The organism is Enterobacter sp. Lyrl_3, assembly GCF_051948675.1.
Taxonomy (GTDB): domain Bacteria; phylum Pseudomonadota; class Gammaproteobacteria; order Enterobacterales; family Enterobacteriaceae; genus Enterobacter; species Enterobacter cloacae.
Genome location: NZ_JAYJLI010000003.1, coordinates 36,937 through 49,480, shown reverse-complemented (window position 1 = coordinate 49,480; position 12,544 = coordinate 36,937). Strand labels below are relative to the sequence as shown.

At 52.8% G+C, this 12,544-nt stretch carries 10 protein-coding genes and 1 pseudogene; 2 read left to right on the top strand and 9 right to left on the bottom strand.

Annotation, left to right across the window (positions count from 1 at the left end; translation table 11 throughout):
• The first annotated feature begins 103 nt into the window (after nucleotides 1-103).
• Complete coding sequence (locus tag VF709_RS07980) at nucleotides 104-211, top strand: ash family protein (protein WP_157843337.1); 108 nt, start codon at nucleotides 104-106, stop codon at nucleotides 209-211.
• 26 nt (nucleotides 212-237) lie between these two features.
• On the top strand, nucleotides 238-693 hold the full coding sequence (locus VF709_RS07975; protein ID WP_038418870.1) for a hypothetical protein: 456 nt from the start codon (nucleotides 238-240) through the stop codon (nucleotides 691-693).
• Nucleotides 694-1,007: 314 nt separating this feature from the next.
• On the opposite strand, the gene VF709_RS07970 is transcribed toward VF709_RS07975, so the two are convergent.
• The 9 genes and pseudogenes from VF709_RS07970 to VF709_RS07930 form a co-directional block, all read right to left on the bottom strand.
• On the bottom strand, nucleotides 1,008-1,709 hold the full coding sequence (locus VF709_RS07970) for an HNH endonuclease (RefSeq protein ID WP_038418869.1): 702 nt from the start codon (nucleotides 1,707-1,709) through the stop codon (nucleotides 1,008-1,010).
• Nucleotides 1,706-3,064, bottom strand: coding sequence for an ATP-binding protein (locus VF709_RS07965; RefSeq protein ID WP_038418868.1), 1,359 nt, complete (start codon nucleotides 3,062-3,064; stop codon nucleotides 1,706-1,708). Before VF709_RS07965 ends, VF709_RS07970 begins: the two co-directional genes overlap by 4 nt.
• 309 nt (nucleotides 3,065-3,373) lie before the next feature.
• Nucleotides 3,374-3,615: pseudogene (locus VF709_RS07960) on the bottom strand (transposase); the annotation flags it as partial.
• 722 nt (nucleotides 3,616-4,337) lie between these two features.
• Nucleotides 4,338-4,724, bottom strand: a complete 387-nt coding sequence (locus tag VF709_RS07955; RefSeq protein ID WP_440231240.1) for a hypothetical protein — start codon at nucleotides 4,722-4,724, stop codon at nucleotides 4,338-4,340.
• A 13-nt stretch (nucleotides 4,725-4,737) separates the two neighbouring features.
• Nucleotides 4,738-8,922: an RHS repeat-associated core domain-containing protein gene (locus VF709_RS07950; RefSeq protein WP_038418865.1), complete on the bottom strand. Its 4,185-nt coding sequence runs from the start codon at nucleotides 8,920-8,922 to the stop codon at nucleotides 4,738-4,740.
• Between the two features lie 17 nt (nucleotides 8,923-8,939).
• Complete coding sequence (locus VF709_RS07945) at nucleotides 8,940-9,377, bottom strand: DcrB-related protein (protein ID WP_038418864.1); 438 nt, start codon at nucleotides 9,375-9,377, stop codon at nucleotides 8,940-8,942.
• Nucleotides 9,378-9,449: 72 nt separating this feature from the next.
• Nucleotides 9,450-10,313 (bottom strand): efflux RND transporter periplasmic adaptor subunit, encoded by an 864-nt coding sequence (locus tag VF709_RS07940; protein ID WP_038418863.1) that lies wholly within the window; start codon nucleotides 10,311-10,313, stop codon nucleotides 9,450-9,452.
• Complete coding sequence (locus VF709_RS07935) at nucleotides 10,310-10,525, bottom strand: DUF1656 domain-containing protein (protein ID WP_023620412.1); 216 nt, start codon at nucleotides 10,523-10,525, stop codon at nucleotides 10,310-10,312. The genes VF709_RS07940 and VF709_RS07935 overlap by 4 nt, the downstream gene beginning before the upstream one ends.
• A complete protein-coding gene (locus VF709_RS07930; RefSeq protein WP_187170838.1) occupies nucleotides 10,515-12,491 on the bottom strand; it encodes an FUSC family protein in 1,977 nt (658 codons plus the stop codon). Before VF709_RS07930 ends, VF709_RS07935 begins: the two co-directional genes overlap by 11 nt.
• Nucleotides 12,492-12,544: the final 53 nt, after the last annotated feature.

Genomic DNA, 12,544 nt, shown 5'->3' with positions numbered 1-12,544 from the left:
CGTAAAGTACTTGCGTTGCGGCACATCCGCAACCGGGCGTAGGAACCCGTTAGCATAAAGCGATATTTTTTGTCGCGACAGCGCATATCCCGTTAGAATCACGGTGGCGCTGACGGAGCAGTCGAAAGGCTGGCCGTTTTTCTTTATGCACGGTATTCCTACCTCCGTCAGCGCTACCCCCTCTGAGCGTAGGAACTCATCGGGCGGTTAACATTTTTTGCATAAAGAGGATGCCTTATGGCTACTATCCCTGGATTTTCTTACGCGCTTACTGAAGAAAGCGCTGTTTATCACCTTCTCCACGTACAACTTCCCGATTCTGCGGATCTCTTTGAGCTGGCAGACGCCTGCACTGCGTATGTTAGCGTGCTGGTGGAAACCGACGACGCGGTGACGTTTGCCACACTCTGTGAGCGATTGCTGGCTGTGCTGAAGCGGCTGCGGGAATGCTGCGATGATGAACTTCCGCAGTATCTTGTTGAACAGTTGATCGCAGGGGAAAAGATTACCTCCTGCGTGCCGGACTGCTGGCAGGAAACGACGTTGCAGGTGGATTATGCCGTGGCGTTAACGCTGGCGGTGATGGGCGGGACACTGCCTGCGAGCGTGGTGAAAGAACTCGTCGGGCTACTGCATGATATGGTCTGGCTGTTGGCGGATTTTGTGAAGGAGCCGTATATTTCGGCGCACTGAGGCGGGGGATGGGAGGCCGAGGTTCTGCTAGGTAAAAGCAGGGTTTCGGCCTTACGCAAAGTACAATGTTGTCTGTTGAATGTCCGTTAAGAGCGAAAATCGGACGTTCAAAACGGTGATAAAAAATTGTGGCGAGAAAAATAGGGCAGGATCGTCTATCGATGTGGGGTCAATACATTACTGACTGACGGTTTTATATAATACTGGGGGAGAGGCAGGTTAGACGCAATAAATTAAAAAAATGAGTCCCTCATTAGATTAGATGAGACTCATTTATTGATCGTTTTTATTCCGCAAAAGATTGTTTAAAAAATTTATTGTGATATAATTCCGTCAATAGGAATATTTTTTGTTATCTCAGTGATAACGTCTTCCTCTTCTGGGGTGAGGTTCTGTCGGATATAGGTCAAATTCTGTAACCTTGATTCGATCATATATGTCGAATTAATACCAAATACTCTCTCCATCACTGTCGCTTTGCTTTTATACCTATTAATTTTCACTGCAGTACCATCATCTTCGATTCGAAAATGTTGATTTATATTCTCAAAATATGGATGGACAATAGAGAATGACATAGCATCATAGTCATCTGAAGGTTCATCACAAAAATCCAGTGAGCCCTTAAAATCTCTGCCATTACAGATAGAACATGCCAAAATTAAGTTTTGGGGTTCAAAAGTAAAACGACCATAGCGTCCATGGGCTGCTTTCTTGGGAAGAATGTGGTCTATATGTATATTTCTACTAAACCTTTTTTCATTTTCACCAAAAAGAAAGAATGATCGACCACAATAATAGCAGTAATTTTCTTGCATTTTGATTAGATGTTTTTTTATTTCTTTTTTAAATTTTGTTCTTTTACTTATATCACCATCTTCGAAACCAATATCATCTTTGAGAGATTTATCCCAACTATCAGCTCCAATTGTATTAAATCTTATCACTACATCCCTATCCTCATCAGGAATGGAATAAAAAGAACCAGGTTTAACAAATTTATAGTGTAGGTTCATAATTCACCCTTGATTTTATTTTTTGCTTTCGTTATAAACTCATTAAGAGGATCATTGCCTGGTAGGGCGTATCTTTCTAACCTACTAATTGCTTCATGCAATTTTAAATCATTTCTATCATCTTTATTCTTTATAAGAGATGTAACAGTCCTTAAATCCGCTTCAAATGCAACGTTGCCTCTGGTTAAAACTCCAAAAACACCATACAAAATCATATCGGATGACCAACCTGTAGGGCTTGCGTCGAAAGGGGTAATGGAAATCACATCTTTTCTATTTGAAATCAATACATTAGATTTATCTATAGGTAAGCTTGTAACTAATAAATGCGAATGCGATGCAACTATAACGTGGCACCCCTTAAACGGCTTTATAATTTTACTTATCAAATCCATATATTTTATTTGCCAAGAAGGATGAAGACTAATTTCAGGCTCATCAATAATCACAAGTGAGTTATCATTCAATTGAGACACTAAGGTGGCTATATTTCTAATAAGATTAAATTGGCCTGAACTTAGGTTTAACAAATCATCTTGTGATATCTCGCTAAACTCAGATACACTTAATATTTTTAGATCAATCAGTGATATTAAGACTTTCATGTTATTAATATTTGTTTGATTATCTTTATACTTCTCAACTAATTTTATTTGAAGATCAAGAGTGTCATGAGAATTCGCTCGACCCCGATCTAAAACAGAGGTTATAAAATCCAATTCATCTGTATCATTGATTAAATTGAAGATTCTAATATTTTTCTTTGTTTCTTTGGTTGAGATAAATCCTTTTATAAGCTCTTTATAGCTTCTGGTTTCTTCTTGAATCGATATGTATTTTTTAAATTCCCAACCAAATGATAGTTTAAAAATAAAACTTGTTGGAAGCCCCATCAAATTCAAACATTTTAGAATTAGCTCCTCTCTATTATCATCCTTGCATATTAAATAAAAACACTTAAGCAAATCTTCTCTGTATTTACCAATATATATTGTATTACTTGTTGTTTTCAGCCCTGCATAAAAGTAACTTTCCTCACCATCCCAATTGTTTTTTTGATATGGAAACTTGTCGTTAATGCTTAGAGAATATGCAACCACTTTTTGTGGCCATTTACTTTGCTTTGTAATTCCCGTCGTGACAACTTTCATACCTGACCATATGGTAATGTCACTCTGATCCTTTCTATAAAACTGAACAATAGATTTTAATAACTCACTTTTACCTGAACCATTTTCTCCAATTAACAATGTAATAAAATTATCCTTTGAAAAGGTTTTAGCATCTGTAATGGTAACGTGTGAGTCATTAAATACATTATGGCTGGCGTAGGATATTGAAGCTATTTTCCCCATTATATTAATCCTTTTATCTTAAATTTAACCAATCAGAATCTATCGGAATCGCTACTACGATTTAACTTGCCATAACAGTATATCGAGTAATTGTTATTTGAATAGTGCTGTAAGTACTAATATTGTCTAAAAAAATCATTATGACCTTCACCTAAGATTAGATACAACTTTTAGTTAGTTATGTCGGTTGGTTGAACCTGACCCCGAAGCGGAAAGAGCTGCAGTTGACCTGTAGTGCAAAACAGACCAGCCTCTCGCTGGCTCCGTAACGTGCCTGCAGGTCCCGGCCCCATTCACGCAGGCGCGTCAGCGCAACTTCTTTTTTGCAAGTACATCCTGAAGCATGGCTTTGTCGAGGCTGAGATTATCTTCCTCAAGCTGCCGCATATGCTTCAGCTCAGAAGGGGAAATTCCGACGTTTTTTTTCGTCAGGTGTAAAATATGGCATCGGAGATGCCCAGCTTACGGCAGACTTCGGGTACGCTCGTATCCATTTCGGCATTTTTCAGGGCAAAGACAATCTGCTCTTCGGTGAGTCGTGTCTTTTTCATCGGCACCACCTCCGCTCAGGGAAGTAGTCATCATGCCGAACTTCTGTTTCTAAATGGAGCTGATTTTGGGTATGGGTCAGCCCATCGACGTGGCAACGTTGCCAATTAAAAGCAGTGAGAAATGCGAAACGTCTGCTTTTGGCACAAAGCGGACATTTCTTTCACAGTCACCTCATAAAGTGTTCGCACACATTAAATGAGCGCCTTCATCACGAGCATATGAATACTGCACTCCATCAATGTTTCTACATTATCAACCCACCAACCATCACCTATAATGTTTCCTGTCTGAAAACAAGGGGCAAGGATGCACGTAGTCTCAAGAGCGCCTTTCGACGCAGCCACCAGACAATTTCCTAATCAAGCACCCGCTCTGGACGATCTTTACCGGGTACTAAAAAAGGAACACTATCCATCACCAGACGACATGCTAAAGTACTTTCCCAGCCTGGATCGGATGAAATCCGGGAAAAATGGTGGTCATTGATTTACCGCTGGCATCGATTAAATGCATATCCTGAGCGAGTAGATCATCAAGATAAAAAGGTTGTTAGAACCAGGAAATGTCACCACTGCTCTAGTCACGAAGATGTTACCTCGTGTCAGGGAGATCCAGGTTTCATTCGGTTGTAAATATAAGTACGGCAGAGCCCGGCATCCTGCAGCAGGCGGTAGTCCTGCCACAGGAATGGGTCTGCCCTATCGGATAGACATAATTAATTTTATAAAAATGCTGTTTCGCCACTACCAATTTTCTTCACTTCAAGCCCTTTAAATTTGATACCAATCCCATGTTCCTGATCCAAATCGGTCGAGAACATGAACCCAAATTCATTGTCCTCATCTGGGGAAAGGTAAACTTTCAGCAAAATCAAGTCCTTTGCATCCGTACCATATATACGCTTGCTATATACATGGGTTTCAGTTGCGATTTTCTCGAAAAAATCTTTCTGTTTCTTAATAAGAAAATCGATGTCTTTTTTCATTTTTTCATCGACCGAATCAGATTCAAGGTTTATGCACTGGACGAGAGAAGGACCAAATACCGATAATACTAAATCGACTGAAACACCTTCATCGTCTTCATAAAAATCCAGTTCAAGTGACATTGCGCCTCCTATTTTATTTGCAATTCAATGATTTGGCGGTTTTCTTAGCTTCAACAGACTCGTACTTAACTCCATGATGTTTTTCGAATTGGCTTACAGACCCTGAGTGCGGGAAAGACGCTTCATGCGCGCTAGTTTTGACAAGCTGCATTGTGGAAGTATTCGTCACAGGGTCGTAATCATTCAAATGGTGCCAAGTATAATTTTCCGGATGTGATTTTCCAGTGATATTACCTGAAGCATTTGCATATCCTGCAATTTCATTAGCTGCCTTGAAATCACCATATCTGCTGCCGGTCATCTTAATTTTAACGATACTTTCTCCATGTGGATATAAAGCATCACTGCCTGAAAAATCTACCCCTGGGTACCGTGAAAGACCAGTAGGATCAATCCACCCCAACGGATTCGGCGCATACTGATAAAGGTTCCACCCGCCATTCAACCCTATCGGATCCTGCACAATAAACCGCCCGACCTGCGGGTCGTAGTAGCGGAACAGGTTATAGTGCAGCCCCGTTTCACCGTCAGCGTACTGCCCTGCATAGCGAAGCGGTTGATGCGCCATCGCTGTGCGATTCACAACCCGTGAAAACCCTTCGCTCTGATGGCGTACCTCGCCAAAGCTGCCGTACTGGCCGCTCCAGCGCACCGCACCATGCTCGTCGGTGACCTCCAGCGGCGCGCCGTTCAGGTCGGTGTTAAACCAGTAAATCTCACCGCTGCTCTGGTCACGGAGATGATCCACCCGCGCCAGTGGGCTCCAGGCTTCATTCGGGTCATAAATATACGTACTGCACAGCCCGCTCTCCTGCTGCTCCTGCAACAGGCGGTAACCCTGCCACAGGAAGCGCGTTTCGGTGGTGCCGTGCGCGGTGGTGACGATTTTGCGGGTACGGCGGCCCAGCGCGTCGTAGTGATAGTGCGCCTCAAACCGCCCTTCCGGCCCGGTTCCGCGGGCGGATACCAGCCGGTTCTCGGCGTCATACGCATAATGCTGTTCATACAGCCCGTTGCGGCGGCTGACCAGGTTGCCCCAGTGGTCGTATTTCATAAACAGCGCCTGCCAGTGCTGCAGGCGGTTATCCGTGACCGGTACCGCATCATCATTGGCGGCGAGGTTATCCGCGGCGTCATAGCTGAACTGCGCGCGGCTGTGCCCCTGTCGGGCCTCGTAGTGCTTCAGCAGACGCCCTTCGGCGTCGTAGCCGTAATCCACCTCACCGCGCAGGGTGTCGCTGACACCAGAAAGCTCACCGCGTGCGGTGTAGCGATACAGGCGTTCCAGTATCGCCTGCTCCGGCAGGGTCACGTCCGTACTTAACTCACTGCGCTGCAGGGTACGTCTGCCAAGGCTGTCATACTGACGGAGCTGCTCGCGCGCGCCCTGGGTGCGGCGCACCTCGCGGTGCAGGCGGTCGCGGGTGAACTCGGTCACCAGCTGCTGCCCGAAGCGGATGGCGCTGACATGGCCGGAGCCATAGTGCAGCCAGGCCAGCTTTTGCTCGCCGGGCAGCGTCAGGCCGGTCAGGTTGCTCAGGGCATCCCATTCATAGCCCACTGCGCCGTTAATGCCGGATTCGCTCAGCACGCGCCCGGCGGCATCGTGGCGGTAAGCAATCTCATCGCTTTCGATACCCAGCGCAACGCCTTCGGCTGTTGGCGTGCGGCGGATGCGGGTGATCTGGCCGCTCAGGTCACGGACGTAGCGGTACTCCGCGTGGCGCTGAGTGCGCCCGATCAGCAGCCCGCTGTCGTCATAGCTGAACTGCTGGACGCGACGGGCGATGCCGCCGTCGGCGACAGGTCGGCCGTTTTCTTCGAGCGCGCAGAGGAACCCTCGCGCATCCCATTCCATATGGCGCACGGTCTCGTCCGGGCGCGTTTCGCTGAGCGGGCGGCCCACGGCGTCATAGGTGAAGCGGTATTCCGCCCCGTTGCCGTTATCGAGTCGCAGCAGGTTACCGCGCGGGTCGTAGCGCCACTGGCGCACGCGGCCAATACGGTCGGTAAGGCTGACCGGGAGACCGAGCGCGTTATAGGCCCAGCTTACCTCGCTTTCCAGCGGGTCGCGCCAGCCCGTGAGCTGGCCGCGTTCGTTCCACACCAGCGACTCGCGGCTGCCGTCCGGATGGATCACGGCACTCAGCAACCCGGCGTTGTTCCACTCCCGACGCGTGATATTCCCTTCCGCATCCTCGCTGGCAATCAGCTGCCCGAAACGGTCGTAACTGAAACGGGTCACGCTGCCGGAGCAATCGGTGCGCTGCGTCAGCAGCCCCTGGATGTTCCAGACCAGACGTACCACGCCGCCGAGGGCATCGGTGATGCTCTCAGGCAGGTTCTCTTCCTCATCGGGATAGTGATACGCGATGGCGTTACCGGCCGGATCCGTTTCCGACTGCAGACGACCGCGAAGGTCGTACATCGCCTGCGATGAAGTACCGTCCGGGTAGACCGTCCGGGTGATGCGGTCGGTCAGACGATACCAGTAATATTCTGTGCGACGGCCTGCCGGGTCCGTCTCACTGGTCATGCGGCCATACTTATCCCAGGTACTGCAGCGCATCGCACCGCCGGGCAGAATGACATCGCTGAGCTCGCCGTCGCGGTAGACAAACGTCGTCTGGCGGCCGTCGTAATCCGTGAAGCGCGCGACGTTGTCGTCGTCGTCAATCAGCCAGTTCGCCTGCGCACCATCATCACGAATGGCGCGACGGATGCCGTTTTCAAAATCGTATTCGAACGTCAGCTGTTCGCCGCCGCTGTGGCGGAAACCGACCACGCGCGGCAGACCGTCAATCTCCCGCCAGCGGTATTCGCTCAGCAGGCCATTGGCGTCCTCGTGGGCGCTCATCAGCCCGTCCTGCCAGCGGAAGCGTCGGCGCACGCTACCGCCCCGGCCGGTCACACAGACCAGCTGGCGCTGTTCATCATAAGCGTAACTGACCAGGCAAATCTCGTCATCCAGCCAGGCGCTGGCGAGCCTGCCACGGTCGTAGCGGCAGACCACGCGCTGGCCCGCGCTGTCGGTCAGGGCATGCAGGGTATTATCCGCATTCCACTCGAAGAGAATATCGTTGCCGCAAGGTTCTGAGATGCGCTGAAGCAGTGACGGTGCGTCATCTTTCAGCGCTGCGTAGTGCCAGCGCTCGCCACTGACGTCATACACCGACCAGCTGTCGTCATGGTGATGTTCAAGCCAGTTTTTTTCGCTCTCGCAGTAGGTGCGCATCCCTTTCGGCACGTTCGGGAAGGCAACGTAATCGCCGGACGGCGCACGCCACACCAGCCCGTCCTGATAGGGCTCCAGTCGGCTTTCCCAGAACAGGCTCCAGCCGCGGCCCAGCACGCTGTCGCCGGGGTTGCCGCTGCGCCAGTAGCGCTGCCAGCGCACCGGCAAGCGTGACGGCAGAACGAAATCGAGCTCATCATCCCCGCTGAGAAATTTCTGTCCGCTGACGATATCCACCGGACGGGCGATGATCCCCGCGGCCGCTACGCCGGTCATCAGCGTGCCGGCGCGGCAGGCGATACGGGCCAGCTTATTGATCCCAGGGATTTTGCCCAGCAGCTTAGAGAGCGCCCCGACTTTGCCGGCCGCACCGCCCCACCCGCCGAGAAGCCCGGCGAACAGCAGGGTAAGATCGGAGACTTTATAGAGCCACTCGGGCACTTCAGACTGAATGGGCAGGGTTTGCTGCGGATCGCCGCCGATGAAGACGTTGTCCGAGCCGGTCATCACCTTCGCGTCGCAGGTGGTGCGATCCCCGATGCGGGACGCAGGCTGGCTGTTAATCGAGACGCGCTTAGAGCCTTCGGCCATCTGCTGCGAGCCGTCGTCCGAGCACTTCACCGCGCTGTCCGTCGCGATGGCGGCGGGTTTGCTGTTGATAAACACATTGGGCGAGCCGGAGGTGATGACGCCTTTCTTCGTCATACTGGATGCCCCGGCGTCGGCGATACTGTCCCGGGCGGCGGTCGCCAGCTCCCCGGTGTAATACCCCACGGCCAGGCTTGCGCCGACGAGCAGCACACCCACGCCAAGGCAGGATGCGCCGAGACCGGCAATAAACATCGCCCCTGCCAGAATGCCCCCGGCGGCGGCAATCAGGCCACCGACAATCGTTCCGGCAATCATCCCGGCCAGCGCACCGGAGTGGCCGATATCATCACCAACGCGTGCAGCTTCAAACATAACGACTATCCCTGGTGTTAATGGTGGAAGCGAAAGCTCCTGAGAAGATCGCCGAACAGCGCGCAGTCCGTATCGCCCAGCGTACGGGTGCAGGTCATGGTGAACACCAGAATGTTATCGCCCTCGGCATTAAACACGGCCTGCTGCTGCCAGATGCGTTTCCCGTCGCGCAGATAGCTGGCGTGGATAATTTCACCCTGCAAAAGGCCGTCGCCGAGCGTTGCGGCACTGCGTTCACCCTGCTTCCAGCCCTTGAGATGTTTTTCCATCAGGGCGAGCTGGCGATCGATATACGCGGCAAGCGCTTCGCCGGAGTTGAGGGTATCACGGGAGATGTTGAATGCTGGCGCATCCGCTGCAGGCGGCGCGAAGACATTGACGGTACGATCCTGATAGCCCTCAGGAAAAGCGATCATTCCTTCATTAAACAGGCACTGCGAAGATTGTTCTGACATTGAGCGGGTCCCACCACATTTTTTCAGAAGCGGTAAGTTTCGCATATGTGTTTAAGGCTGACTATCCCCAGATTATTGTCCCACCGCCACGCTCGCCGACAGGCCCGCCACCAGCTCAACCCCCTTCGGTAAGGTGTCGATATGAATGCGCACCGGCACGCGCTGCGCCAGCCGCACCCAGCTGAAGGTGGGCTCCACGTCGGGCAGACCCAGCCCGCCGGTCTCGTCGTTGTTATCGCCAATCCCATGACCGATGCTCTCCACGTGCCCCGTGAGGACAGGGTCATAACCCATCAGCGCCACCTGCGCGCTATCCCCCACGCGGATATGGCGCAGTTTGGTCTCTTCAAAATACCCCACCACCCAAAAGCTGTGGGCATCAACGATGGTCACCTTTGTCTCCCCCGCTGTCGCATAATCGCCAGGGCGAAGCCGCAGATGCGTGACGTATCCCGAGACTGGCGAGCGAACGGTGGCGTGAGCCAGATTAAGCTCGGCCAGCGCCAGCGCGGCAAGTGCGCCATGATAATTGGCCACCGCGACGTTCGCTGCACTGCCAGTTTGCTGCAAATCCTCGCGGGAGATGGCATCCTTAATCTGCGTGCGTCGCCGGGCGGCATCCTGGCGCATCAGCATCTCATGGCGTTTTGACTCCACATCCGCCTGCGCGCTGGCCACCGCCAGTTTGAGCCAGCGCGGATCGATGCTGTAGAGCACATCGCCCTGGTTTACCCACTGATTATCCCGCACCGCCACGCTGATAACCGGCCCGGAGACGTCCGGCGCTATCTGCACCACATCCGCCCGCACGCGTCCGTCGCGGGTCCACGGGGTCTGGGCGTAATGTTTCCACAAGATAAACGCCAGACACGTTGCCGCCGCAACGGCGCTTAGCGTCAGCGCATAACGGCCCAGCAGAGAAAGTAATGCTTTCATATCAATAACCCCAACGCGGTTAACCCCTGCATGAGCAGGTAAAAGGTGACGATCCAGGTTGAAACATCCATCAGCGGACGACACGGCAAACGGCGGTAAAGCCTGCTGAGAGAGAAAAGCGGTATGAGAAGCAGCGTGCAGACCAGCGCCACAAGCGCCACCATCAGTAACCCGGGGATCAATACGCCCCCGATATTGAGATCATTGACCATCGTCCGGCCCCCGTAATGCGCAGTGGAGATCCACCAGCCTGCCGATAACCTGCCGCGTTTGTTCATCAGCCGCAGGCAAACGGCAGCCAATGGCGGCGGCGAGGCGTTCACGTAAGGCGGCGGTGTCTGACGTCGTCAGTTGATAAAGCAGCGCGTTGATCTCCGGCGGCGTGTCAGTACGGCGGAGGTGTCGCACCGAGAGGCCAATCCGCAGCGCGTGCAGCAGTCGGTTAAGCGCCTGTTCGGTAGCGTGCCCACTGCGCGGCAAACGCGGCAGTAACAGGGCCGCCCTGTCGATCATCAGATTGATCCAGTGGGTTTCATCGCTCTGCATTTTTCCTTTCACGCTGCGGCGGATATCGCGCTGGCACAACCTCAGCAGCCGGTTGATGGCGGCATCGGCCTGCACGGTTTGCAGCAGGCTCATGCTGATGACGGCAAAACCGGTCGCGAAAAAGAGAGCAATGGCGGTGTTTAGCGCCGCGGCGAAATCGCCGCTGTAGCGCGCGCTTAGCTCCGATAGCACCGGCAACGTGAGGGTGATCCCCATTGCCATAAAGGTGGTGGGTGGGCGCGCCTGCAGCGACCCGGCCAGCAGATACGCTGGCGCAAGCACCGCCACCAGCACGGCGAAATCACTCACCTGTGGAAGTAGCGCAAAGCTGTAGAGCAGGCTTATCACTACGCCCCAGATGCTGCCGATGATGTATTTCACGAGGTGCGGTGCCGGGGTGTCGAAGCTGCCGAACAGCGTGCAGCAGACACCGAGGATCGAAACTGCCGTGCCGCCGTCGGGCCAGGCGGAGTAAATCCAGACCAGACAACCGCTCAGGATGATGACGAACGCCCCCAGCGCCGTGCGCGCGGCGGTAAGCGGATCGCGGTGGAAGACGTAGCCTTTGATCGCGCTGCTCTGTACGCGATCGGACGCAAACTGGCTGTGGTGGATCGCATCTGAAAGACGATCGCACTGTTGCAAAAGAAGCACGGCCTCCGTCAGATAACGGGTAAAACTTGCCCGCTCCGCCTCTTTCAGGCTCCGCGCCCGAGAAGCATCGCGGTCAACGACCTGCTGGCAACGCTTAATGAGGGCGTCTGACAGCTGTTTTCGTTGTTCTTCATCGTCACAGGCAAGCCAGGCCTGGACATCGTCCAGCACGATTTGCAGTTCAGCGGGCATTGTCGCCGTCAGGGGTAAGCGGTCACGCAGTTCACAGTTCACCATAATCAACCGCGCCAGCCGGTCATGAATGGCTTTTCGGGCCTGGCGTACCGGAACGGCAAGGGCGAAATCGTACGGGATATGATGGCTCATTCCCTGCAGGAACTGCAGCGACAGCGCAAAATGCAGGGGCGACGTCACCGTACCGGGTTTGCCCGCTAACGTGTCGGCTACCCGCTCGCGTGCGGTGCGCAGCGTCTGCGATAAGGCGCTGTTGAACTGCGCGGAGATACGCGCAGGCAATACATAGCGGTGAATCACCGCCGCGCAGAAGATACCAATCGCAATCTCCTGCACCCGAACGACGGCGATGTTAAAAATCGCACCGGGCTCAGAGACCGCCGGGAAACCAATCAGGCTCGCGGTGTAACCTGCCAGCACAAAGGCATAGGCCCGGGGCGTGCGTTCCAGCAGGGATAACCAGAGACAGAACGTGATCCACCCCGTCAGCACCACGCTGCAAACCATCGGCATATTTGCGAAAGTGGGCACGATCAGCACGGTGGCACAGGCCCCCGTTACGGTTCCGGCCAGACGGTAAAGGCTCCTGCTGAGCGATGCCCCCACCGACGTCTGCGACACAATGTAAACGGTAATAATGGCCCATGAGGGGCGGTCGAGACCGATCGACAGCGCAATGTAATACGCCAGCATCGCGGCGGCAAATGTCCTTGCGGAATAGAGCAGCGCCCGGGCATCGCTTTGCAGCGCGGCTGGTAAATAACGAGAGATGAGGATGTTCATGCCGGGATTATTACCGGCTTGTCAGCGCGCTTAAATACTCTATTCTGTCAAAA